Annotated in this window: 17 protein-coding genes and 2 pseudogenes; 13 read left to right on the top strand and 6 right to left on the bottom strand. The window is 64.0% G+C overall.

Annotation, left to right across the window (positions count from 1 at the left end; all coding sequences use genetic code 11):
* Positions 1-323 precede the first annotated feature (323 nt).
* The 6 genes and pseudogenes from BMW49_RS25060 to BMW49_RS03775 form a co-directional block, all read left to right on the top strand.
* Positions 324-680 (top strand): annotated as a pseudogene (locus tag BMW49_RS25060) (OmpA family protein); the annotation flags it as partial.
* 212 nt (positions 681-892) lie between these two features.
* Complete coding sequence (locus BMW49_RS03795; RefSeq protein WP_069516221.1) at positions 893-1,183, top strand: DUF1145 domain-containing protein; 291 nt, start codon at positions 893-895, stop codon at positions 1,181-1,183.
* Positions 1,176-1,937: a collagen-like triple helix repeat-containing protein gene (locus tag BMW49_RS03790; RefSeq protein WP_069515965.1), complete on the top strand. Its 762-nt coding sequence runs from the start codon at positions 1,176-1,178 to the stop codon at positions 1,935-1,937. Before BMW49_RS03795 ends, BMW49_RS03790 begins: the two co-directional genes overlap by 8 nt.
* 267 nt (positions 1,938-2,204) lie before the next feature.
* Complete coding sequence (gene dinG, locus BMW49_RS03785; RefSeq protein WP_069515964.1) at positions 2,205-4,349, top strand: ATP-dependent DNA helicase DinG; 2,145 nt, start codon at positions 2,205-2,207, stop codon at positions 4,347-4,349.
* 178 nt (positions 4,350-4,527) lie between these two features.
* Positions 4,528-6,729, top strand: coding sequence for a beta-agarase (locus tag BMW49_RS03780; RefSeq protein WP_244168304.1), 2,202 nt, complete (start codon positions 4,528-4,530; stop codon positions 6,727-6,729).
* A gap of 3 nt (positions 6,730-6,732) precedes the next feature.
* Positions 6,733-7,878 (top strand): serine hydrolase domain-containing protein, encoded by a 1,146-nt coding sequence (locus tag BMW49_RS03775; protein ID WP_069515963.1) that lies wholly within the window; start codon positions 6,733-6,735, stop codon positions 7,876-7,878.
* A gap of 780 nt (positions 7,879-8,658) precedes the next feature.
* Here BMW49_RS03775 and mnhG read toward each other — a convergent pair.
* The 6 genes from mnhG to mbhE are packed head-to-tail and all read right to left on the bottom strand — an operon-like array spanning position 8,659 to position 14,410.
* Complete coding sequence (gene mnhG / locus BMW49_RS03770) at positions 8,659-9,000, bottom strand: monovalent cation/H(+) antiporter subunit G (RefSeq protein WP_069515962.1); 342 nt, start codon at positions 8,998-9,000, stop codon at positions 8,659-8,661.
* Positions 8,997-9,305 carry an MrpF/PhaF family protein gene (locus tag BMW49_RS03765; protein WP_069515961.1) on the bottom strand — a complete coding sequence of 103 codons (309 nt, stop codon included), beginning with the start codon at positions 9,303-9,305 and terminating at the stop codon, positions 8,997-8,999. The genes mnhG and BMW49_RS03765 overlap by 4 nt, the downstream gene beginning before the upstream one ends.
* Positions 9,295-9,786: a Na+/H+ antiporter subunit E gene (locus BMW49_RS03760; RefSeq protein ID WP_069515960.1), complete on the bottom strand. Its 492-nt coding sequence runs from the start codon at positions 9,784-9,786 to the stop codon at positions 9,295-9,297. Before BMW49_RS03760 ends, BMW49_RS03765 begins: the two co-directional genes overlap by 11 nt.
* Entirely contained in the window at positions 9,787-11,283 is a 1,497-nt protein-coding gene (locus BMW49_RS03755) for a proton-conducting transporter transmembrane domain-containing protein (protein WP_069515959.1), read from the bottom strand.
* Complete coding sequence (locus tag BMW49_RS03750) at positions 11,280-11,693, bottom strand: sodium:proton antiporter (RefSeq protein ID WP_069515958.1); 414 nt, start codon at positions 11,691-11,693, stop codon at positions 11,280-11,282. Before BMW49_RS03750 ends, BMW49_RS03755 begins: the two co-directional genes overlap by 4 nt.
* The gene (gene mbhE, locus BMW49_RS03745) at positions 11,693-14,410 is read right to left on the bottom strand and encodes a hydrogen gas-evolving membrane-bound hydrogenase subunit E (RefSeq protein ID WP_069516219.1); all 2,718 of its coding nucleotides are present in this window, start codon (positions 14,408-14,410) and stop codon (positions 11,693-11,695) included. The genes BMW49_RS03750 and mbhE overlap by 1 nt, the downstream gene beginning before the upstream one ends.
* A 466-nt stretch (positions 14,411-14,876) precedes the next feature.
* Between mbhE and BMW49_RS03740 the strand changes: the two are divergent.
* The 7 genes and pseudogenes from BMW49_RS03740 to BMW49_RS03710 all read left to right on the top strand — a co-directional run.
* Positions 14,877-15,566, top strand: a pseudogene (locus BMW49_RS03740) (OmpA family protein); the annotation flags it as partial.
* A 51-nt stretch (positions 15,567-15,617) separates the two neighbouring features.
* On the top strand, positions 15,618-16,265 hold the full coding sequence (pdxH, locus tag BMW49_RS03735) for a pyridoxamine 5'-phosphate oxidase (protein WP_069515956.1): 648 nt from the start codon (positions 15,618-15,620) through the stop codon (positions 16,263-16,265).
* 67 nt (positions 16,266-16,332) lie between these two features.
* Positions 16,333-17,430: a sugar diacid recognition domain-containing protein gene (locus BMW49_RS03730; RefSeq protein WP_069515955.1), complete on the top strand. Its 1,098-nt coding sequence runs from the start codon at positions 16,333-16,335 to the stop codon at positions 17,428-17,430.
* A 178-nt stretch (positions 17,431-17,608) separates the two neighbouring features.
* Positions 17,609-18,967 (top strand): GntP family permease, encoded by a 1,359-nt coding sequence (locus BMW49_RS03725; protein WP_069515954.1) that lies wholly within the window; start codon positions 17,609-17,611, stop codon positions 18,965-18,967.
* A 253-nt stretch (positions 18,968-19,220) separates the two neighbouring features.
* On the top strand, positions 19,221-20,363 hold the full coding sequence (locus tag BMW49_RS03720) for a glycerate kinase (protein WP_069515953.1): 1,143 nt from the start codon (positions 19,221-19,223) through the stop codon (positions 20,361-20,363).
* 94 nt (positions 20,364-20,457) lie between these two features.
* Positions 20,458-20,922 (top strand): outer membrane lipoprotein, encoded by a 465-nt coding sequence (locus BMW49_RS03715; protein WP_069515952.1) that lies wholly within the window; start codon positions 20,458-20,460, stop codon positions 20,920-20,922.
* Between the two features lie 335 nt (positions 20,923-21,257).
* Positions 21,258-24,050: a monovalent cation/H+ antiporter subunit A gene (locus tag BMW49_RS03710; RefSeq protein ID WP_069515951.1), complete on the top strand. Its 2,793-nt coding sequence runs from the start codon at positions 21,258-21,260 to the stop codon at positions 24,048-24,050.

Here is a 24,050-nt window from a genome sequence, read left to right as displayed (position 1 = left end):
AATTAGGTGTCGGATTTGCACCGATCCCATTAGGAGACTTGTCTATGAGCGTCACAAGGAAAGCGGTACCTCTGATCCTCGCAGCCGGTGTGTTGTCCGGTTGTGCGGGTGTACAAAAAACTGATTGGCCGACCTGCGCTGCTGTGGGTGGCGTAGGTGGTGCGGCACTGGGCGCAATCGAAAGTTCGTCCTGGGCTGGTGGTGGCGCCGTTGTTGGTGCTGGTATGGCTGCAGCTTACTGCTGGGTGCATGGCGCCGGTGGCGAGCAGTTGGTCGAAGTTGAAGAAGTGGTTGTGGTCGAGGAGCCGGTAATGGCCGAGCCGGTCGCCGAAGCCGTGCGTGTTGAGCTGGACGTCAAGTTCGACTTCGACAAAGCACAGGTCAAGGAAGCCAGCTACGGCGACATCAAGAACCTGGCTGATTTCATGAGCCAGTATCCGCAAACCTCCACCGTGGTGGAAGGCCATACCGACTCCGTGGGCACCGACGCCTATAACCAGCGTCTGTCCGAGCGTCGTGCTGCCGCCGTACGTTCCGTACTGGTCGACCAGTATGGTGTTGCCGGCGATCGCGTCAATGCCGTTGGCTATGGCGAGTCCCGTCCGGTTGCCGATAACGCGACCGAGGCTGGTCGTGCGATCAACCGTCGCGTAGAGGCCGAGGTCGAAGCCCGTCCGTAAGCGTTGACGTGTGTGAGCGCAACAGCCGGAATCTTCCGGCTGTTGCGTGGTTTATCCCTGCCTGTTTCTTCTGTTAATCCCCCCTTCCTTTTTGCAGCGTATGCCTGGCGTAGCGCGTTGTGTATCTGCACGCGTGAGGCACGCCACTGGTGCCTGCCGCGCCTTGGCAGTATGGTGCTGCACTGCACAATAATGAGAAGGGGAGCATGGGCATGAGGGTTGTTTCGGGGGCAGGCAAGGCGCTGATGATGGTGTTCTGGGCAATAGTGGGGCTTAACCTTACGACGCCGTTCGCCCATCCATTTGCCAGCCTGATCGGTCTGGCCGCTGTTCTGGTGCTGGTACTGCACAGTCTTGAGTTGTTGCTGTTTCGAGGGCGTCTGAGCGCATTGCCACGTCCGCGCATGGCGCGCCTGCAAGTACTGATATTTGGCGTTTTTCACCTGTTGACGCTGCCTAGGGCCGTTGCTGAGGTAAAGGCCGGGGAGGTGCAGCATGCGTAATTTTCTACTCCTGGCCTGGTTTGCCAGTGCCACGGCGTTGGCGCAGAACGCATTGCATGTCGATGAACACAGCATGCTGCGCCTCCCGGTGAGCAGCCAAGTGCTGGTGCTCGAGCGTCTGGTGGTGGCTGATCACGGCACCTTGTTGATCCCCGCGGGGGTGACCGAGTTGCAGATCGGTGAGCTGCGCCTGGGTCGTGAGGCCCGCATCAGTGTGGCGCCCGGTGAGCAGGCGTTGCGCCTGCATGTGCGTCAGGGTGAGATCGCCGAGGGCGCCAGGCTGGTTGCGCGCGGTGCACCTGGCACCGCTCAGCGAGCAGCCAGCGCCGGTCGAACCCTGCACCTGCGGCTGGAAGAGGTGGTGACCGAGACACTGGTTGTGGATGTGCGCGGCGGCCGTGGCGCGCCTGGCTACGATGGCCTGGCGGGGGCCGATGGCAGGTCCGGTGGCTGCGTCTTGGGGCAGGCCAGCCATGGTTTCGATGGCCGTGATGGCACTGATGGTCTTTATGGTGCGCCGGGCGGTCAGGTGCGTCTGGAAGTACCCCATGCCTTCCCGATCGAACGTATCGACGTACGGGTCGAGGGTGGCGAAGGTGGTGCACCGGGCCAGGCGGGAGATGCGGGTGAGGGTGGCGCTAGCAAAGGCTGTTGGCTGTACAGCACCGAAGGCGGTCGCGATGGCCGTGCCGGCACGGTCGGCCAGCCTGGGCGCGCGGGTGTGCCGGGCGCGGTGGATGTGATTCGCTTTTAGTGCCGCGTCATTCAGCAAATGTCGGTCAATGCCTGGCTGCGTGGGAGGGGCCGGGCGGCGCTCCGCTTTAGCCGCGACGTCTTCAGCGCTTTCAAGGATTATCGCGAATAAATTCGCTCCTACAGATAGCGACCAATTATTTGTGTCGCGCCACTGGTTTCGCGCCAGCCGGGCTTGCGCTGCTAGCCCTGTTCGGCGCGAGGCTGGTTAGCGCGTTATGATAGCCGCCGCTTCTGAAAAACTTACCCAGTCTTCGCGCAGATTTCCATGCTCAGCACCGAACTCAAGTCCCAGATCCAGGGCGCCTATTCTCGCTTTCTCGAGGCCAAGCAGCTCAAACCGCGCTATGGCCAGCGCCTGATGATCGCGGAAATCGCCAAGGTGCTGGGCACCATCGCCACTGACGATGAAGGCAAGCGGGTCGGCGAGCCTGCCGTGGTCGCGGTGGAGGCGGGCACCGGTACGGGCAAGACGGTCGCCTATAGCCTGGCGACCATTCCCATCGCCAAGGCGGCGGGCAAACGCCTGGTGATCGCCACGGCGACCGTGGCGCTGCAAGAGCAGATCGTGCATAAGGACCTGCCGGACCTGATGCGCAACAGCGGCCTGAGCTTCAGCTTCGCCCTGGCCAAAGGCCGCGGGCGTTACCTGTGCCTGTCCAAGCTCGACCTGCTGCTGCAGGAGGGCCACGCACAAAGCGCCACGGCGCAACTGTTCGAAGAGGAAGGCTTTCGCATCGATGTCGATGAGCAGAGCCAGAAACTCTTTACCGGCATGATCGAGAAGCTGGCCGGCGGCAAATGGGACGGTGACCGTGATAGCTGGCCCAATGAGCTGGAGGACAGCACCTGGTCGCGCCTGACCACCGACCACAGTCAGTGCACCGGGCGGCATTGCCCGAACTTCCAGCAGTGCACCTTCTACAAGGCGCGCGAAGGCATGGGCAAGGTCGATGTGATCGTCACCAACCATGACATGGTCCTGGCCGACTTGGCCCTGGGCGGCGGTGCGGTGTTGCCGGACCCGCGCGAGACCCTCTATGTGTTCGACGAAGGCCACCACCTGCCGGACAAGGCCATCGGCCATTTCGCCCACTTCACCCGCCTGCGCTCGACTGCCGACTGGCTCGAACAGACGGCCAAGAACCTTACTAAACTGCTGGCCCAGCATCCGTTGCCGGGTGACCTGGGGCGGCTGATCGAGCAGGTGCCGGAGCTGGCCCGCGAGCTCAAGACCCATCAGCAGTTCATGTTCACTGCCTGCGAGCAGGTCGCCGACTTCAGGCCGGGCGAGGACATGGAGGGCCGCGAGCGGCCGCGCCATCGTTTCGTCGGTGGCGTGGTGCCCGAGCACATGGTGGAGTTGGGCCTGGAGTTGAAGAAAGGTTTTTCCAAGCTGACTGAGCTGTTCACTGGTGTGACCGAGAAGCTTAAAGAGGCCATGGACGGTGAGGCGACCGTGGGCATCGCCAGCCATCAGGCCGAGGAATGGTACCCGCTGTTCGGCAGCCTGCTGGCGCGCGCCCAGGGCACCTGGGAGCTGTGGTTGGCGTTCACCGCGGATGATCCGGAGGACAGCCCGCCGATGGCCCGCTGGCTGACCCTGGCCGACAGCGGCGCGCTGTTCGATATCGAGGTCAATGCCAGCCCGATCCTGGCGGCCGAGACCCTGCGGCGCAACCTGTGGAACGTCGCCTATGGCGCCCTGGTGACCTCGGCGACGCTGACGGCGCTGGGCACCTTCGACCGTTACCGCATGCGTGCCGGCCTGCCCAAGGTGGCGGTCAGTGCCGTGGTGCCCAGCCCGTTCCATCACGCCGATGCGGGGGTGCTGCGGGTGCCCGACCTCAAGGCCGACCCACGCGAGGCAGCGGTGCATACCGCAGCGATCATCCGCGAGTTGCCAGGCCTGGTGGCCGGCAGTCGCGGTACCCTGGTGCTGTTCTCTTCGCGCAAGCAGATGCAGGAAGTCTTCGACGGCCTGGAGCGCGACTGGCGCAAACGCGTGTTTATTCAGGGCAACCTGTCCAAGCAGGAAACCCTGAACAAGCACAAGGCGCGGGTCGACAGCGGTGAGGAAAGCGTGCTGTTTGGCCTGGCCAGTTTCGCCGAGGGCGTCGACCTGCCGGGCGCCTACTGCGAGCATGTGGTGATCGCGAAGATTCCTTTCGCCGTCCCGGATGACCCGATCGAAGCCGCCTTGGCCGAATGGATCGAGGCGCGCGGCGGCAATCCATTTATGGAAATCGCAGTGCCAGACGCCTCGCTGCGCCTGGTCCAGGCCTGCGGCCGACTGCTGCGCACCGAGGCGGACCGCGGCATCATCACGCTGCTCGACCGACGGGTGGTGACCCAGCGTTACGGCAAGGCGATCCTCAATGCTCTGCCGCCGTTTCGCCGGGAAATCAGCTGAGCTGTACTGAACCCCGGCACCTTAACCTGCATCTAACAACAGCCTGCGTGCGGGGCTGTTCCGCTGCATTGAACCGGTGCACTATGGCGCCCTTAAATGGCGGTAGACCAGCCGAGAAGCGTTCTCGGGGGACCGCCTGTGTCAGGCAAACAACTATTTTTCAGGAGTGCGGGTCGTAATGCTCAACGCCAGGCTGCAACTGCTTCGTCTGCGTCGTTCCTTGTTGCTGATCGCGCTGGGCTTGTCGGCCGGCGCGCAGGCGGATGACAAAGAGGTGCTGTTCAATTTCGTCCGTCCGCTGGATGCGGTCCAGGTGCAGACCGAGGGTGCCTTTTTGCCCAGCACCACGGCCGAAGCCACGCCGGAGGGCGAGGTCCTGCGGCGAGTCACCTTCAATCCGGGTGAGCAGCCCAGTCTGAGCCTGTTGCCACAGAGCGGCAGTTGGGACTGGTCGCAACAGGGCCTGATGAGCCTGCGCGTGCAGAGTGCGATGGATTGGGCGCTGACCCTGGATGTACAGATCGAGAGCCTGGACGGCAAGCGCCTGAGCACCCGCGTCGCCATTCCGGCGGGGCCTGCGCAGACCCTGCTGATCCCGCTGCGGGCCACTTCGCCGCGGGAGCAGGGCATGCGTGCTGGTGCGCCGATGCCGTGGAACCAGAACGGCCGCCGCCTGTTGCTGGCCGAAACCGTGCTGGGCGAGCTGGATGCGACCCAGGTGCGTTCCGTGACCCTGTCGATGCCCGCGCCTCAGGCCGTGCAGCATTTGCTGTTGGGGCGTTTCGGCGTGCGCGCTGGTGATCAGCTCAGCGAGGTTTACGCTGGCATCATCGACACCTACGGCCAGTATGTGCGCGCTGATTGGCCACACAAGATAAAACAGGATGAGCAGCTAAAACAGGGTGCTCGTCAGGAAGACAAGCAGTTGCAGACCTGGCTGGCCGAGCGACCAGCCCAGGATCGCTTTGGCGGCTGGACCGGTGCTCAGCAGTTCGAGGCAACCGGCTTCTTCCGCACCGAGAAGCATGAGGGGCGCTGGTACCTGGTGACCCCGGAAGGCAATCCGTTCTATTCCCTGGGGGTCAATACCGTCGCCCGCGACAACAGCCGCACCTATGTCGAAGGGCGCGAATCGATGTTCACCGCGCTGCCGGCTGACGGCGATCCCCTGGCCGTCAACTACGGCAGTAGCAATAACCAGAGTGACACCGGCGCCAACCGCGGTCGGGCCTTTGCCAGTGGCCGCTGGTTCGATTTTTACGGCGCCAACCTGATGCGCACTTACGACGGCCAGACCCTCGAACAATGGCGCGGCCGCAGCCAGGACCGTCTGCAGGCTTGGGGTTTCAATACCCTGGGCAACTGGAGTGAGCCCGGCTTTGCCGATGATGCGCGCATGCCTTACAGCATCCCGCTGTCGATTCATGGCGACTACGCGACCATCAGCACCGGTGTGGACTGGTGGGGCGGCATGCCCGATCCGTTCGATCCACGTTTTGCCATGGCAGCCGAGCGCGCCATCGCCATCGCTTCGCGCGATCACCGCGAGGACCCCTGGCTGATGGGCTACTTCGCCGACAACGAACTGGCCTGGGCCGGTCGCGCCGAGGACCCGCAGGCGCGTTATGCCCTGGCCTACGCGACCCTGCGCCTGACCACCGACGTGCCGGCCAAGCGCGCGTTCCTGAAGATGCTGCGTGACCAGTACCGCAACCAGGCGGGGCTGTCGCGTGCCTGGGGTATCCAGCTTGATGCCTGGGAGCTGATGGAAGACCCGGGCTTCCAGGCGCCGCTGCCGAACCCGGAGTTCCCGGCGATCGAGCGTGATATGCAGGCTTTCCTGCGGCTGTTCGCCGACACCTATTTCAAGACCATCGCCGATTCGCTGGCCTGGCATGCGCCCAACCACATGCTGCTGGGCGGACGTTTCGCCAGCAGTATTCCCGAGGCGGTCAGCGCCTGCGCCACCTATTGCGATGTGCTGAGCTTCAACTTCTATACCCGCGAGCCGCAGCACGGCTATGACTTCGCGGTATTGCGCGCGCTGGACAAACCGCTGATGGTCACCGAGTTCCATTTCGGTTCCCGTGATCGTGGGCCGTTCTGGGGTGGCGTGGCCGAAGTGTACAAGGAGGAGGAGCGCGGCCCGGCCTATGCGCACTTCCTGCAGCGCGCCCTGGAAGAGCCGCAGATCGTCGGGTTGCACTGGTTCCAGTATCTCGACCAGCCGGTGACCGGGCGTCTGCTCGACGGCGAGAACGGCCACTTCGGCCTGGTAGGCATCACTGATCGCCCTTGGGACGGCTTCGTCAAAGCGGTACGTGACGCTAACCTGGCGGTACCCAAGACGCTGTTGGCACCCGCTAAACCGAAGGAGTAACGCGTGCAGATCCAGGGTTATTTCGATCTTCAGTTCGAGGCTGTCAGGGACGCCTTTGCAGCCCTGTTCGACGATCCGCAGGCGCGCGGTATGGCCTTGTGCATTCAGGTGGGCGGCGAAACCGTAGTCGACCTCTGGGCCGGTGTAGCCGACAAGGATGGCCAGCAGGCCTGGCACAGCGACACCCTGCTTAACCTGTTCTCCTGCACCAAGACCTTTACCGCCGTTACCGCCTTGCAACTGGTGGGCGAAGGCAAGCTGGACCTGGATGCCCCTGTGGCGCGTTACTGGCCGGAGTTCGCCGCGGCAGGCAAAGAGCGCATCACCCTGCGACACCTGCTCAGCCACCAGGCTGGGTTGCCTGCTATTCGCCAGAGCCTGCCGGCCGAAGCGCTTTACGACTGGTCGACCATGACTACTGCGTTGGCTGCCGAGCAGCCCTGGTGGGCCCTGGGTGAGGGGCACGGTTACGCGCCCATTACCTACGGCTGGCTGGTGGGTGAGGTGCTACGACGGGTTGAGGGACGTGGGCCGGGTGAGTCCATCGTGGCGCGCACCGCCACACCGCTGGGGCTGGATTTTCATGTCGGCTTGGCGGACAGCGAGTTCGATCGTGTCGCATTTATCAGCCGCGGTAAGGGCAACCTGGGCGACGCCGCCGCTCAGCGCCTGTTGAAAACCATGATGAATGATGCCAGTGCCATGAGCACGCGGGCGTTCACCAACCCGCCGTCGATCATGACCAGTACCAACAAACCCGAGTGGCGGCGCATGCAGCAGCCCGCCGCCAATGGCCATGGCAATGCGCGCAGCCTGGCGGGCTTCTATGCCGGCTTGCTCGACGGCCAGTTGCTGGAAAGCGAGCTGCTCAGCGAGCTGACCCGTGAGCACGCCGTGGGCGATGACAAAACCCTGCTGACTGCTACGCGGTTTGGCCTGGGTTGCATGCTCGACCAGCCGCAGGTGGCCAACGCCACTTATGGCATGGGGTCGCGGGCGTTCGGCCATCCGGGGGCCGGTGGTTCGATCGGCTTTGCCGACCCGGAGCGCGATGTGGCCTTCGGCTTCGTCACCAACAACCTCGGGCCCTACGTGCTGATGGACCCGCGTGCCCAAGGGCTGGCGCGCTGCCTGATGGGCTGTTTATAGGTTCTCCGCATAGTGTTGGGAGCGTGCTGGCTGGCACCTGACTGGCAAATTTGTGTTTTCTGATAGCAGCGCTCTTTACTGCTGCCACAGATTCATTAGCGCGTCGATTCAGGCTTCTTGTTTCGCCCCTTACGGGCGAGTCACTTTCTCTTGCTTGCCCAAGAGAAAGTAACCAAAGAGAAGGGCACCCCACCATCCGGCCCCGGCTGCGCCGGGGTTCCCTCCTTCCATCACCACTCCAGGGGTACGCCACGAAGGGCCATCCATGGCCCAGCGTGGCTCTCGCGACATCCATGTCGCTCAACCCCTTACGCGGCGATTCCACTCGGCCTCCTGAAGGGGCTTTGGGTGTCGTCTGCACGATCGCGATTCAAGGGCAAAAGCCAGACGCCGCCGTGCTTGATCTTGTGGAAATCTTGCAAGCTCGCGACCGGGTCCCGTCAGGAGGCCGAGCGTAGGTGTTGCGTAGGGGGACGAGCCGCATGGATGCGGCGAGAGGCGTAATGGGCCAGGGATGGCCCATGTACGCCGACCCCCGGAGCAGCACCGGAGCGAGGGAAGTTTCGCGTAGCGAAACCCGGATGTCGGGGTGCCCTTCTTTGGCACACCTTTCTTGGGCAAGCAAGAAAGGTGTGGCGCCCGTGAGGGGCGCAACCCAAGCGTTCAGTACACGCGAGAATGGGCCATGCCACGTCATTTGCCGAACTGCACACAAATTTGCCAGTCCGGTATCAAGCTCAACATCCCCACAGAAATGCGAAGAGCCTGTTTATAGCCCATTCAGCGCGGCGGCTTTTCCCTGCGCAGAGCATCGCCGAGCCGCCCGAGGTGCGGGCGAATGCCTTCGTGGTAGGCGGAGCGCGACAGCACATGGGCGGCCAGCGGGGCGGTGGCCAGCAGCACCAGTACGCCCAGCAGTACCTCCAGGGCGACCTCGGCATTGCTTGCCACTGCTACGCCCAATAGCACCAGCACCGCGCCCAGCACGCCGGTCTTGCTTGCCGCATGCATGCGGCTGTAACTGTCGGGCAGGCGCAGCACGCCCACGGCTCCCAGCAACGATACCAGTGCGCCGGCGAGTACCAGTGCCGAGGCCAGCCAGGCGAAGATCGGGCTGCTCATGGCGCCTCCTTGTCGGGCGACTTGCCGGGTGCCACGTCGCGGAACAGAAAGGCGAACGCGGCCGTACTGAGGAATGACACCAACGTCAGCAGCACGGCGACATCCACCAGTACTGCCTGGGCGCTGGCTAATGCACTCAGGGCGATGGCGGCGACGGCCAGCAGGGTCAGGGCGTCCACCGCCACGGCGCGATCAGGCCGGCTCGGGCCGCGCAGCAGACGGTAGAGAATCAGCAGGCCACTGATGGCCAGAAGTACCGCCGCGATGGGGATTACCCAGGCGGCGCCAGCGAGTTCAACGGTCATGGTTGGATGCCTCCGGGGCGGGGCGCAGCCAGTGCAGCAGGCGGCGCTCCAGTTCGCGAATCATGCCGGTCACTTCGTCTTCGTGACGGGCGTCGAGGGCATGGATAAACAGGGTGTCATCCTCGGCGCGGTAGTCCAGCGCCAGGGTGCCTGGGGTAAGGGTCAGCAAGCCACCGATCAGGGTGACCATGCGCTCGTCGCGGGTCTGCAGGCGCAGGGCGACGATGGCCGGCTCCACCTGTACCCGACGCGCCAGCACCAGGCGAGCGACCTGCACACTGGCCAGCAGCACCTGGCCAATAAACCACAGGCTGAACAGGCTGCCACGCTCGACCCATACCGTATGGCGTCGGCTGCGGGCGATGGGCAGCAGGCGCAGCAGCAGATGCAGCGCGATAAACGCCAGGAGGATGCCGGCACCATGCAGCAGGCCGAAGTAGGCGGCGGCAGCGACGCTGAGTGCGAGATGCAACACAAGCATTCAGTCACCCTCCTGCGGCAGAAAACCCTGGATATACACCTGCGGGTCGCCCAGCTGGGCGGCTGCAGCGGCGGCGTAGTCGATCACCGGGCCGGCGGCCAGGCCGATCACCACGGTCAGCAGGGCCAGGCCGGCGACGCTGAACCAGGCCGAGCGCAGGCCCAGGCGTTGCGGTAGCTGCTCGTCGCCCTGGGGGTGAGGCTTGAGGAAGGCCTCGTTCCAGATCTTGTTCATCGACAGCAGGGTGAACACACCGGTGATCAGCGCAATAGCGGTGGCGATCCAGGCTGCACTGTCGAGGCTGGCCTTGACCAGCAGAAACTTGGCCCAGAACCCTGATAGCGGCGGGATGCCCGCCAGCGACAACGCTGGAATGGCGAACAGCAGTGCGAGCATGGGCCAGCGCGCATACAGGCCACCCATCGCCGCCAGGCGTTCGGAGCCGCACAGGCGCGCGGCCAGCCCGCCGATAAAGAACAGGTTGGCCTTCACCACGATATGGTGGATCAGGTAGAACACCGCGCCGGTCAGCGCCAGCGGTGTCGACAGGGCCAGGCCGAGAATCATGTAGCCGACCTGGCTGACGATATGGAACGACAGGATGCGCCGCACCTCGGTCTGCGCTGCGGCGCCCAGCACGCCGACCAGCATGGTCGCGCAGGCGATCCACAACAGGCCCTCGTGGATCAGCCCGTACTCCGGCCACAGCAGCGTGACCAGGCGGATCAGGGCATAGACGCCGACCTTGGTCAGCAGGCCGGCAAACATCGCCGACACCGCGGTGTAAGCCACATGGTAGGTAGCCGGCAGCCAGCCGAACACCGGGAACAGCGCCGCCTTGATCGAGAACGACAGCAGCATCAGCAACAGTGCCGGGGTGGTGCCCGGTGGCGCTTCGCCGGCGCGCACCAGCACCGCCAACTCGCCCATGTTCAGGGTGCCGCTGGAGCCGTAGATCAGCCCGGCGGCGAGCAGGAACAGCAACGTGGCGAACAGGTTGAGCACCACGTAGGTGATGGTTCCGGAGAGCCGGCGTTTGCCGCCGCCCAAGGCCATCAGGGCGAAGGAGGCGATCAGCAGGACCTCGAACCAGACATACAGGTTGAAGATGTCCGCGGTGATAAAGGCGCCGCCGATGCCAGCCAGCAGGCCATGCACGAACAGGTGAAAGTCGCCGGTCAGCGGCGCGTCTTCATCACGGCTGATGCCGTAGACAAGGGTCGCCAGGCCCGTCAGGGCGCTGATGGCGATCATCGCGGCGGACAGGCGGTCGATCACCAGGCTGATGCCAAACGGCGCCTGCCAGTTGCCCATCTGCCCGCTGAGGATGGTACCGCCGGCCGCCAGCCAGACCAGGTAGCCGCCGACGGCGAGCAGCGCTAGGGCACCGCTGAGGCTGACGGCTTGCAGCAGGCGCAGCGGCGCACCGCGCAAGAGGATGCACAGCACCAAGGTCAGCAGGGGCACCAGTACCGGTGCTACCAGCAAGGCCATCATGGGCGCGTTTCCTTGTGTTCACGCTCGGGCGCGGCGCCATGTTCGCCGGCGTGCCAATCGGGTGCCGGTTGCTCGGTCATCGAACTGATCAGGTCGGTGGAGTGGTCGCCATGCAGTTCGCGGGTGCGCTTGAGCAGCGCCAGGGCGAAGATGAACAGGCTGAAGCCGATGACGATCGCTGTCAGCACCAGGGCCTGGGGCAGCGGGTTAGCGAGGTCATCAGCGCCGCTGCCGGCGCTGACGAACGCCGCCTGCTGGGCGCCAAAGCGCCCGGCGGTGAGCACCCCCAGGTTGATCGCGTTGCCCAGTACCGCTACGCCCAGCACCACGCGCTTGAGGTTACGGTCCAGGAGCATCCACAGGCCGAAGCCGGCCATGCCCCCTGTGGTGATGGCGGCAATCCATTCCATTAGCGGCGTGCCCCCGTCAGTTGCGTCAGCATGTGCATGGCCGAACCGAACACGGTCAAAAATACCCCCACGTCGAAGAGCAGCGGGGTGCCCAGCGGCAGCCCCCCCGGAAAGGCCCAGAGGCCGGTGAGAAACGGCTGCCCGGCGAGCAGCGCGAGGATGCCCGCCAGGGCGGCGCAGGCCAGCCCGATCCCGATCAGGTATGTGGGTTTGAAGGCGGCCAGGCGCGATTGATTGGCACTGCCGAACGTCAGCATCAGCACGGTCATCGCGCAGGCGGCGACCAGGCCGCCGATAAAGCCGCCACCTGGCAGGTTATGCCCGCGCCAGAGCACCAGCACAGCAATCCCCAGCATCAGCAGGGCCAGTGGGCGCAGGCCCTGGCGCAGCAATACCGAGGCGAATTCCGGCTCGCCGCTTTGCGCGGCGCGGCGCGGGCTGCCTGCCAGCAGGGTGGCGGCGGCCAGGGCCGAGAGGGCGACCACAAGAATCTCACCGAGGGTGTCGAAGGCGCGGAAGTCCACCAGGATCACGTTGACCACATTGGCGCCGTGGCCGCCCTCCAGGCTATTGGCCAGGTACCAGTCCGCCAGGTTGCCCGGCAGCGGCTGGCTGACGGCGAACAGCAGTGCACCGGTCACGCTGGCGCCGAAGAGGATCGCCGCGCCGGCATGCAGGCGGCGTTTCCAGGGCGCCCGCGCGCCGCTGGCGGGAATGCTGGGCATGCGCCGGAAGACCAGAGCGAGGAAGATCACGCTGAGGGTTTCGACCATCAACTGGGTCATGGCCACGTCGGGCGCATTCACCGAGACGAAGAACAGCGCCAGGCCCAGGCCGCAGGCGCTGAGCGCGCCCACCAGAGTCAGGCGCCCTGGCAGGAAAGCTGCTGCGGCCGCGCCGGCGAGGGCGATCAGGCAGCCGATTACGCCGAGCAGGGTCGGCGGGCTGAACTGTGCATCGGCAATGGTCTGGGTCGCGGGCCAGAGGCTGAACAGCAGCACCGCGCCGATGGTCAGGCTGAGCAGCACCAGATGCTGGCGCAGGGAGCCGTGCTGGAAGCGTGCAGCAAGCAACCCAGCGAACAGGAAGACACGCTTGAGCAGGCGATCCCAGAGCAGATCGCCGCTGATGTTCCAGGCGCTATTGATGCGGTTGAGCAGGGCGCGCAAGCGGTCGCGGACGCAGTAGAAGGCGATGCCCAAACCGATGGTCAGCAAGCTGGCCAGTACCGCCGGGGTCAGCCCGCCCCACAGATACAGGCGCACGTCCACCGGGCCGCTGGCCACCGCCTGTACGGCAGTGTTGACCAGCCAGGTCTCCGGCCAGGCATTCCAGGCGCCGAGCAGGAAGCCGCCGATGGCCAGGCACATCGGGCCGATCCACATCGCCAGCGAGACTTCATGGGGCGTTTTGGGGTAGTCGCCGCGGCGACCGAGAAAGGTGCTGATGAAAACCAGGCAGGCGGCGGCAAACAGCAGTGCGTTGGTCAGGATCATCACCAGGGTCACGGCCCAGCCGATTGTGCCCATCTCGATCAGCCCGGTGTATTTGAACTCCTTGGCGATAAAGCCGAAAAACGGTGGCAGCCCGGCGTTGGAAAACGCCGCCAGGGCCACCGCGGCGCCGGTCAGTGGCATGAGTTTGATCAACCCGCCCAGGCGGGCGATCTCGCGGGTGCCGGTGGCGTGGTCGATGGCGCCCACGGCCATAAACAGCGCGCCCTTGTACAGCGAGTGGGCGACCAGGTAGAGCACAAAGGCCTGCAGCCCGTAGCTGGTATTGGTGCCGATCAGCATGGTCAGTTGGCCCAGCACCGTGACCGTGGTGTAGGCCAGCAGCCGCTTGAGGTCGGTCTGGCGGAACGCCAGGAAGGCGCCGAGCACGGCAGTGGCCGCGCCAAAGGTAATCAACAGGGTGCCCCAGCCGACCGAGCCGCCCAGTACCGGGTTTAGGCGCGCGAGCAGGTAAATGCCGGCTTTGACCATGGTCGCCGAGTGCAGGTAGGCCGACACCGGGGTCGGCGCATTCATGGCGTTAGGCAGCCACAGGTGGAAGGGGATTTGTGCAGACTTGGTGAAGCAGCCCAATAGCACCAGGCCGATGATCGCTGGCAGCAACACATGGCCTTCGACCAGGTGCGCTTGCAGTTCGGAGAAGCGCCAGGTGTCACTGACCCCGCCGAGCAGGATCAGGCCGGCAAGCAGGGCCAGACCACCGCCGCCGGTGATCAGCAGGGCCTGCAGCGCCGCGCGGCGTGATTCGCCCTTCTGGTGATTGAAGGTGATCAGCAGGAAGGAGGTGATGCTGGTCAGCTCCCAGAACACGAACATCGCGATAAAGTCGTCGGCCAGCACCAGCCCGAGCATGGCCAGCATGAACAGCAGCAGGTAGGCGTGGAAGCGGCCAAGGTGATGGTGGCCGTGCAGGTAAGCACCGGCGTAGAGCACGATCAGGCTGCCGATGCCGCTGATCAGCAGACCAAACAACAGCGACAGGCCATCCAGGCGCAGGGCCAGCTCGATACCCAGTGCCGGCACCCAGCTCACCGAGGTGCTGAGCACTGCCCCTTCACCGATGGCGGGAATCTGCGCGACGAACCAGATAAACACGCTCAGCGGCGCCAGCATCAACACCCAGCCGGCACGTTGCGGCAGTGTTCGCGTCACCCAGGGCGCCAACACGCCAGTCAGCGCAATCACGGACAACAGATAAAACACGCGCATCTCCTGTTTCGAGTCATGGGGGCCACTTATGGCGGTAGCCACCCCGGCTGCCATTCCCGACAACCTTCGTAACTGCTCCTGGCCATGCACAGGAAGCAGACCCAAAAAGCATAGAAAATCCGTCTGGCGTTGTGCTATTCCCCAGCAGTTTCATAACGTTACGAGCCGAGTCAGGATAGGTTGAAATACTGCCAACTGCCTGGCGCGGTGGTTGGGCGCAAGCGCCTGTCAGCACTGACCTGAGTGCAGCGTGGGCTACCCAGGCCAGGGTGTGCAGGTTGGTATTGTTACCAATGTTCTCTAACCGTTCGTCACGCCGTGCTCTATGGGTGCGAAACTTCGCTGACGGTCTGCTGCCTGTTTGCTGCAAGCTCGGCTAAACTCCCGCGCAATCTGGCTTTTTTGGCTGCGGTGCAGGTCTGCGCCGGTTCCTCCGACCGACTCTGAATGTGGATGACTGATGTTCGATAACAAGATTGCTGCGCTCTCGCTGTGCGTCCTGCTCACTGGCTGCTCGCTGTTCGATAAGCAGGAGCCGAAAAAGGCCGCGGTACCCATGCCACCGCCGGAAGTGACCCAGGCCTGGCTCGACGAGTACGAGCCGCTGGTGCGCGAGGCGATCAAGGGCAGCACCTTTGAAATGGAGCGCCGCGAGAACCTGCTGGTGGTCACCGCGCCGGTCGATGCTTCGTTCAACCCTGACCGTCCAGGCATGTTGCTGCCGGCGACCCTGGGGCCGATCACCCGCATCGCCAAGCTGATGGAGAAAGACAACAAAGTAGCCCTGTTGGTCCTGGGTCATGCCGACAGCAGTGGCTCCTTGGAGCGTAACCGCGAGTTGAGCCATGAGCGCGCTCGCGCTTTCACGGCGATCTTCCGCCTTAGCGGCCTCAAGCAGGACCGCCTGATGGTCAAGGGCATGGGCCCGGACATGCCGCGCGCCGCCAATGACAGCGTCACCGGTCGTGCCCTCAACCGCCGTGTCGAGATGCTGATGACCGCACAGCCGACCATGAAAGCGCTGGTTGCCAAGTACAGCACCCCCGAACCCGCAGCGGTCGCCGTCGCTGCAGCCGAGCCAGCCAAGGACGAGGGCACCAAGGCCAAAGCGGCAGCGGGTGCCAAAGTGGTTGCTGTGGATCAAGCCAAGTAAGAGTGGGGCGGGTAAGCTAGGCACCTTCCTTAATGTGAGGGTTTCGCCGTGACCCAGACCCTGGCGGACATGCGCCGCGATTACACCCGAGATGGCCTGACCGAAGCGCAGGCCCCCGACGAACCCCTGGCGTTGTTCAGCCAGTGGTTTGCCGATGCGGTCAAGACCGAGCAACCGCCGGTCGAGCCCAATGCCATGACCCTGGCTACCGTGGATGCCGATGGCCGCCCGCACTGCCGCGTGCTGCTGCTCAAGGGGCTGGATGCCAGCGGTTTCACCTTCTTCACCAACTACGACAGCGCCAAGGGCGAGCAACTGGCTGCTCGGCCGTTCGCTGCCATGACGTTTTTCTGGCCGAGCCTGGAGCGCCAGGTGCGCATCGAAGGGCGGGTGGAAAAGGTCAGTCCGAGCGATTCGGATGCCTACTTTCAGGTACGCCCGCTGGGCAGCCGCCTGGGCGCCTGGGCATCGCCGCAGAGCCGGGTGATCGCTGATCGCGGCGAGCTGGAAAATCTGCTGCTGCAGACCGAGCAGCGCTTTCTCGATCAGGCGCCGCATTGTCCGCCGCACTGGGGCGGTTACCGCCTGCTGCCCGAGCGTATCGAGTTCTGGCAAGGGCGCTCCAGTCGCCTGCATGACCGCCTCAATTACCGCCTTGATGCAGAGCGCTGGGTGCGCGAGCGGCTGGCGCCCTGATAGCTGCGGGTCGCGCGGCGATCCGTGGTTTTGCTGCAGTTTTTCTCTCGTGCAGGCTGAACACTCCATGCTCGAACTCGATTCTGCCCTGGCGCAACATATCGTTGATCGCGCCATGGCCATCCTGCCGCACAACATCAATGTCATGGATGCCCAGGGCATGATCATCGGCAGCGGTGATCCGGCGCGGCTGCACACGCGCCATGAAGGCGCGCAGCTGGTGCTGGCGAATCGGCGTGTGGTGGAGATTGATCAGCAGGCCGCTGCCTGTTTGCGCGGCGTACGGCCAGGCGTGAACTTGCCGCTGTTGCATGCCGATCAGTTGATCGGCGTGCTAGGCATTACCGGTGACCCTGAAACCGTCCGGCCTTACGCCGAGCTGGTGCGTATGGCTGCTGAAATGCTGGTCGAGCAGCGTCAGTTGCAGGCCGAGCGGCATTGGCAGCGGCATCAGCTGGAAGCCTGGTTGCGTCAGCTGTTCGATCCCACCCAGGCGCTCAGCAGCCTGCGTGCCGAGGCCGAGCGTATCGGCTTGACGCTGGTCTGGCCGTGCCAGGTGTGCCTGGTCGAGCTGAGTGAGGAGGGCGACCCCCTGCCACGTCAGGACAAGCTGCTGGCCGCGCTCAACCACAAGACCGATTACCTTTGCGCGCCGCTGGGCAGCCGCGAGCTGCTCTGGTGTCGATCCCTGGCGGTGCGGGACGATGAGGCCTGGCTCCGCCATGCCGATGAGCGCGAGTGGGCGGTCAGGCGCCTGGTGATCAGCGATCCGCTGCATGACCTCAATGAGCTGCGCCAGGCCTGCGCGGCACTGCGCGATCTGCAAGCCTATGCCCGCGCACGTTTCCCCGCTTTGCGCGTGCTGCGCCTGGAAGAGCAGCGCCTGCCAACGCTGCTCTATGCCCAGCGCCACAGCTGGCTGCTGCAGGGCTGGCTGGCGCCGCTCAAGCGCCTGCTGGCGCAGGATGGCAACGGTACCTTGCGCGAGACCCTGGAAGCCTGGTGTGCCCACGATGGACAGGTGCAGGCCTGCGCCCAGGCTCTGGGCATTCATCGCAACACCTTGCGTTATCGCCTGGAGCGGATTGCCGAGCTCAGTGGCGTAGAGGTCATGCGCCTGGATCAGCGCCTGCAGCTGTCCCTTGGACTGGGATTGGTGGACTGAAGCGGTTGCGGTGTTGGTATTACCCACTAAATCGTTTCACTGGGCGTTTGCACAATAACAGCTGCCTTCAGACGTAATTTTCTTGTGCGGCTGTCTCAGGCGTTGTCGGGTTAGGCAGAGTGACAATGCTTCGCCCACGGGCACCCCGTACCCATAACAACAATGAGGAGACCTCGGCATGGTCCTGGTCCTGATTCTGGTGGCGTTGATCGCATTCATCGTCCTCTCCACCACACGCTTGAAACTGCATCCCTTCCTCGCTCTGCTCGGCGCCGCTCTCCTCGCGGGGTTCGCCTACCAAGTGCCCAGCGGTGAAATCGTCAAAACCATCACCAGTGGCTTTGGCGGCATTCTCGGTTATATCGGTATCGTGATTGCCCTGGGCACCATCATCGGGGTGATCCTGGAGCGCAGCGGCGCCGCCATTACCATGGCCGAAACGGTTATTCGCCTGCTCGGCGAGCGCTTTCCCACGCTGACCGTGTCGATCATCGGTTATCTGGTGTCGATCCCGGTGTTCTGCGATTCCGGCTACGTGATCCTCAACTCGCTGAAGAATGCCCTGGCCGCACGTATGAAGGTGTCGGTCATCGCCATGAGCGTGGCCCTGGCCACCGGTCTGTATGCCAGCCATACGTTCGTCCCGCCGACGCCGGGGCCGATCGCCGCGGCCGGTAACCTGGGGCTGGAATCGAGCCTGGGCCTGGTGATCGCCGTTGGCCTGCTGGTTTCCCTGGTTACCGCGCTGGCGGGGATGTTCTGGGCCAACCGCTTTATCGGCAAGGATATCGCGCTCGAAGACGATGGCCTGCCGCTGCCGGCCGAACAGGACTTCGCCGAGCTGAAGGCACGCTACGGTACGCTGCCGACGCCGTTCCAGGCCTTTGCACCGATCTTTATCCCGATCCTGCTGATCTGTCTGGGCTCAGTGGCGGCGTTCCCGAGCAAGCCGCTGGGTGAGGGCGCGCTGTTCAGTGTGCTGGGTTTCCTCGGCCAGCCTGTGGTCGCGTTACTGGTGGGTCTGGCGCTGGCTTGCACGCTGCTGCGCGGCACCGGTAAGCGTCAGCAACTGCATGATCGGGTTGCCGAAGGGATTCTCGCAGCGGCGCCGATCCTGCTGATTACCGGTGCCGGTGGTGCCTTTGGTGCGGTGCTGAAGATTACCCCGCTGGGCGATTACCTGGGCACCACGCTGTCGGCTCTGGGCATCGGTCTGTTCATGCCATTTCTGGTGGCGGCCGCGCTGAAAAGCGCCCAGGGCTCGACCACGGTGGCGCTGGTCACCACCTCGGCCTTGGTTGCGCCGCTGCTCGGCCAGCTTGGCCTGGACAGCGAAATGGGCCGGGTGCTGACGGTGATGGCCATCGGCGCAGGGGCGATGACGGTGTCCCATGCCAATGACAGCTTCTTCTGGGTAGTCACCCAGTTCAGCCGCATGACGGTTGCCACGGCCTACCGTGCGCAAACCGTTGCCACCCTGATCCAGGGTGTTACCGGGATTATCACTGTATGGCTGCTGAGCCTGGTGCTGCTGTAACAGGCTGTTGAAAAACTACCTACGTTGCCATCGCTGCGTTAAAAACAGGCTCAAAATGCTCATTTACAACTTGTAAACTGCGCTTTTTCGCCTGTTTTTGCCTTGCGCTGGCTGCCTCGCCTACGTTTTTCAACGGCCTGCTAACCCTCTCATAACCGACGCGCGGCCTACGGGCTGCGCGTTCGTCCTGTGTCCGTCGCCCCTCAAGCGTGACTGAGGGTTGTGCGACGTCGCTGCCTTCGAGGTTTGATCCATGAAAATCGTTATTGCCCCCGATTCCTTCAAAGAAAGCCTCAGCGCCCCCCAGGTGGCCGAGGCTATCGCCGCCGGCTGGGCGGATGTCTACCCGCAGGCCGAGTTGTGCCTGCGGCCGATGGCTGACGGTGGCGAGGGGACAGTGGATGCGGTGCTGGCGGCCACCGGGGGCGAGCGCCGTGAATGTGAGGTCAGCGGCCCAATGGGGGCGCCGGTGCTGGCCCACTGGGGCTGGCTGGAGAATGCCACTGCGGTGATCGAGATGGCGGCGGCCAGTGGCTTGCACTGGGTGGCGCGCGAGCAGCGCGATGCCACTGTGGCCAGCAGCCGGGGGACTGGTGAGCTGATCTGCGCGGCCTTGGACGCTGGCGCCCAGCGCATCATCCTCGGCCTCGGCGGCAGTGCCACCAACGATGGCGGTGCCGGTTTGCTGCAGGCGTTGGGCGTGCGTTTCCTGGATGCGGCAGGGCGCGACCTGGCACCCGGCGGCGCGGCCCTGGCGCAACTTGATCAGATCGACCTGACCGGGCTTGATCCGCGTTTGCTCGACGTCCAGGTTGAGGTGGCGGCGGATGTCGACAACCCCTTGTGTGGCGACAAGGGCGCTTCCGCGGTTTTCGGACCGCAGAAGGGCGCCACGCCTGCGCAGGTTGCACAGCTCGATGCTGCGCTAAGTCGCCTGGCATGGGTCGTGTCCGGCACGCTGGGGGAAGACTTCAGTCAGTTTCCTGGGGTGGGCGCCGCTGGCGGCCTGGGCTTTGCCGCCAAAGCATTTTTGCGTGCGCGCTTTCGCCCAGGGATCGAACTGGTGGCCGAGTTGTCTGAACTGGCAGATGCGTTGCGCGGTGCCGATCTGGTGATCACGGGCGAAGGTCGTCTGGATGAGCAGAGTCTGCATGGCAAGACGCCGGTAGGCGTTGCCCGTCAGGCCCAAGCCGCGGGTGTTCCGGTGGTGGCGTTGGCCGGTAGCCTGGGCGAGGGTTATGAGCAGTTGTATGCCGCGGGTATCGATGCGGCATTCAGCCTGACGCCTGGCCCTATCACGCTGGAACAGGCTTGCGCCGATGCCGCCGCGCAGCTGCGAGCCCGGGCCGGCGACATCGCTCGGGTGTGGCGCTTGGCCCAGGCTGCCAAGCGTTGATAGGGTAGGGGCATCGCGGTTTATTCGTCTAACAGTCGTGACAGTGTCGGAGCGGGCGCTGTCTAATAAGGCAAATCACCCGGAGGGTTGCTCCATGCGTAAACCTACATTACTCGTCACCACGTTCACGGCCCTGGCGCTGACCCTCGGCGGTTGCGCCTCCAGCCTGACGGGTGACACTTACTCGCGAGACGAAGCACGCACCGTGCAAACCGTGCGTATGGGCACTATCGAGTCGCTGCGCCCGGTCAAGATCGAGGGTACCAAGACGCCAATTGGCGCGGGTGCTGGTGCGGTTGTCGGCGGTGTTGCCGGCAGTGGCATTGGTGGCGGACGTGGCAGCGCCGTGGCTGCGGTGATTGGTGCAGTCGCCGGTGGCCTGCTGGGGGCGGCGACTGAAGAAGGGATCACCCGTACCCAGGGTGTGGAAATCACCGTGCGTGAGGACGACGGCAGCATGCGTGCCTATGTCCAGGCGGTGGAAGAGAACCAGATTTTCCGCGTCGGTGAGCGGGTACGTATTCTCACCGTCAATGGCACCAGTCGCGTTTCTCACTAAGTGAGTAAAACAAGCCGGATCAGTGCAGGCTGATCCGGCTTTTTCTTGCCTGGTGATTGGCTGTGCCAACTTTGCGTTGGCAGGGTGAGACAGAGGGTCGCATGGGCTCGGCCTTTGCCGAGAGTTTTGTAATACTTCTATCCAAGACGACTTGTCGATAGGTATGGATAATCGGAAGATTGTGCTGTGCCGACAAGGGGTTAGGCCACACAGCAGGCGCAGACCTGCCTAATTTGAGGTCCCACTGGCCGCGTACAACGTTACGCGGCCTTGTATATTCTGGACGCTATTGACGGCTGCATATTGCGCGGCTGGCTTGCACAAGGGGTTCTTTTATGGTGCTTGCGCTGATTATCGCCTTGCCGTTTCTGGGCGTGATTCTGCCGCTGCTCACCGAGCGGCTGGGGCGTTCGGCCTGTTCCGTGGCCGCTGGGATAGCCCCGCTGGCTGCGCTGATCCTGCTGCTGTCGCAACAGGGCGGTGTGTTCGCCGGTGAAGTGACGCGGGTCAAACTCGAGTGGTTGCCGGCGCTGGGGCTCAACCTCAGCCTGCGCCTCGATGGCCTGGGCTTCCTGTTTGCCTTGCTGATTCTGGGTATTGGCATTCTGGTCATCATCTACGCGCGCTATTACCTGTCCAAGCAGGAGGCAGCGGGGCGTTTCTACGCCTTCCTGCTGCTGTTCATGGGCGCGATGCTCGGCGTGGTGCTATCGGAAAACCTGCTGCTGATGCTGATGTTCTGGGAGCTGACGAGTCTGTCGTCGTTCCTGTTGATCGGTTTCTGGAGCGCCCGCTCCGATGCACGCAAGGGCGCGCGCATGGCCCTGGCGATCACCGGTGGCGGTGGCCTGGCGCTGCTCGCCGGGGTGCTGCTGCTCGGCCATATCGCTGGCAGCTTCGAGCTGTCCCAGGTGCTGGCTGCCGGGTATGCGATTCGTGCCCATGAGCTCTATCCGGTGGTGCTGGTGCTGGTGCTATTGGGCGTGTTCACCAAGTCCGCGCAGTTCCCGTTCCACTTCTGGTTGCCCCACGCCATGGCGGCGCCGACACCGGTGTCGGCGTATCTGCACTCGGCGACCATGGTCAAGGCCGGGGTGTTTTTGCTGGCGCGGCTGTATCCGGCGCTGGCGGGTTCGGAGTGGTGGTTCTATCTGGTCAGTATCACGGGCCTGATTACCCTGCTGGTGGGCGCCGGTATGGCGTTGTTCCAGCATGACCTCAAGGGGCTGCTGGCCTACTCGACTATCAGCCACCTTGGTCTGATCACCCTGCTGTTTGGTTTGGATACCCGCCTGGCTGCAGTGGCTGCGGTGTTTCACATCATCAACCACGCGACCTTCAAGGCCTCGCTGTTTATGGCGGCGGGGATCATCGACCACGAAACCGGTAGCCGCGACATGCGGCGAATAAACGGCATGTGGAAGTACATGCCGCACACCGCGTTGCTGGCCATGGTCGCCGCCTCGGCCATGGCCGGGGTGCCCTTGCTCAATGGCTTCCTGAGCAAGGAAATGTTCTTTACCGAAACCCTCAACCAGCATCTGCTGGGCAGCTTCAACTGGGTTATCCCGGCGGCCGCGACCCTGGCCGGGGTGTTCTCGGTGGCCTATTCGCTGCGCTTTATCCACGATGTGTTCTTCAACGGCGAGCCGATCAACCTGCCCAAGTACCCACCCCATGAGCCGCCGCGCTATATGAAGGTGCCGGTGGAGATACTGGTGTTCCTCTGCCTGCTGGTGGGGGTTGTGCCGGCTTATACCGTGGCGCCGCTGCTGGCCGCCGCCGCGTCGGCGAGCCTGGGCGGCAATTTGCCGGAGTACAGCCTGTCGATCTGGCATGGCCTCAACCTGCCGTTGCTGATGAGCGTGATCGCGTTGCTGGGCGGTATCCTGGTTTACCTCTGTCGCCAGCCGCTGTTCCGCTGGTACGCGGGCCTGCCGACGTTGGATGCGAGCTTGCTGTTCGAGCGCGCCATGCTCGGCCTGGTGCGCGGTTGTGCACGACTCACCAACTGGTTGGAAGACGGTTCACTGCAGCGTTACCAGGCATTTTTACTGGGCTCGGGGCTGGTGGTAGTGGCCGTTGGCCTGGCGCCGTTGCCGCAGATGTCAGGCTCGGTGGCCTTGTCGCCGATTGATCCCATTACCGGTCTGGGCATGGTGATGCTGGCTCTGGCGGCGATGACCACGGTGGTTTTCCATCGTCAGCGCCTGGTTGCCTTGCTGATGCTCAGCGTGGTCGGCCTGCTGGTGGCCCTGGCCTTTGCCCGCTACTCGGCACCGGATCTGGCGCTGACCCAGTTGTCGGTCGAGGTGGTGACCATCGTGCTGCTGATGCTGGCGCTGTTCTTCCTGCCGGCACAGACCCGCGGTGAGTCGAGCAGCATCCGTGGCCTGCGCGATTTCATCCTGGCCATCGGTTGCGGGGTAATGGTGGCGATGCTGGTATTCGCTGTGCTGACGCGGCCCTACGAGAGCATCTCGGCGTTCTTCCTGGCCAACAGTGTCAGTGGCGGCGGCGGGACCAACGTGGTCAACGTGATTCTGGTGGACTTCCGCGGCTTCGATACCCTCGGCGAGATCAGCGTACTGGCCATTGCCGGGGTAGGTATTTACGCCATGCTCGACGGCCTGCGCCTGGTCCACCCGAGCACCGATGCCCAAGGCCGTAGTTGGGCGCGGGATCGCCATCCGCTGATCCTCGAAACCCTGTCGCGGGTGTTGTTGCCGATGGCGTTGCTGATCTCGGTATTCATCTTCTTGCGCGGGCACAACCTGCCGGGTGGCGGCTTCATTGCCGGGTTGGTGACAGCTGTGGCGCTGATCCTGCAGTACGTGGCCAGCGGTATCGTCTGGACCCAGCAGCGTCTGCCGATGAACTACCACCGCATGGCGGGCGCCGGGGTTATGGTCGCCGGGGTCACCGGCCTGGCCAGTTTCGTCTTCGAGCGGCCGTTCCTGACCTCGACCTTCGGGCATTTCAATATCCCGCTGATCGGCGAGATCGAACTGGCCAGCGCCATGCTGTTTGACCTGGGCGTGTACCTGACGGTTGTCGGTGCGACCCTGCTGATTCTCGCCAACCTGGGCAAGTTGACCCAGGAAAAGGCCGGACACGAGGTAGTCTGA

Origin of the sequence: Pseudomonas cuatrocienegasensis, assembly GCF_900110925.1 — a bacterium.
GTDB classification, from domain to species: Bacteria; Pseudomonadota; Gammaproteobacteria; order Pseudomonadales; family Pseudomonadaceae; genus Aquipseudomonas; species Aquipseudomonas cuatrocienegasensis.
Note: the sequence above shows the minus strand (reverse complement) of the source record. Positions and strands in the feature narration are given on the sequence as shown.

Coding starts and splice junctions, on each gene's coding strand:
- BMW49_RS03730 (WP_069515955.1), top strand. CDS start 16,333: ATGCTCGAACTCGATTCTGCCCTGGCGCAACATATCGTTGATCGCGCC.
- BMW49_RS03795 (WP_069516221.1), top strand. CDS start 893: ATGAGGGTTGTTTCGGGGGCAGGCAAGGCGCTGATGATGGTGTTCTGG.
- BMW49_RS03760 (WP_069515960.1), bottom strand. CDS start 9,786: ATGCTTGTGTTGCATCTCGCACTCAGCGTCGCTGCCGCCGCCTACTTC.
- dinG (WP_069515964.1), top strand. CDS start 2,205: ATGCTCAGCACCGAACTCAAGTCCCAGATCCAGGGCGCCTATTCTCGC.
- BMW49_RS03715 (WP_069515952.1), top strand. CDS start 20,458: ATGCGTAAACCTACATTACTCGTCACCACGTTCACGGCCCTGGCGCTG.
- BMW49_RS03750 (WP_069515958.1), bottom strand. CDS start 11,693: ATGGAATGGATTGCCGCCATCACCACAGGGGGCATGGCCGGCTTCGGC.
- BMW49_RS03720 (WP_069515953.1), top strand. CDS start 19,221: ATGAAAATCGTTATTGCCCCCGATTCCTTCAAAGAAAGCCTCAGCGCC.
- BMW49_RS03710 (WP_069515951.1), top strand. CDS start 21,258: ATGGTGCTTGCGCTGATTATCGCCTTGCCGTTTCTGGGCGTGATTCTG.
- BMW49_RS03755 (WP_069515959.1), bottom strand. CDS start 11,283: ATGATGGCCTTGCTGGTAGCACCGGTACTGGTGCCCCTGCTGACCTTG.
- mnhG (WP_069515962.1), bottom strand. CDS start 9,000: ATGAGCAGCCCGATCTTCGCCTGGCTGGCCTCGGCACTGGTACTCGCC.
- BMW49_RS03790 (WP_069515965.1), top strand. CDS start 1,176: ATGCGTAATTTTCTACTCCTGGCCTGGTTTGCCAGTGCCACGGCGTTG.
- BMW49_RS03765 (WP_069515961.1), bottom strand. CDS start 9,305: ATGACCGTTGAACTCGCTGGCGCCGCCTGGGTAATCCCCATCGCGGCG.
- BMW49_RS03780 (WP_244168304.1), top strand. CDS start 4,528: ATGCTCAACGCCAGGCTGCAACTGCTTCGTCTGCGTCGTTCCTTGTTG.
- BMW49_RS03725 (WP_069515954.1), top strand. CDS start 17,609: ATGGTCCTGGTCCTGATTCTGGTGGCGTTGATCGCATTCATCGTCCTC.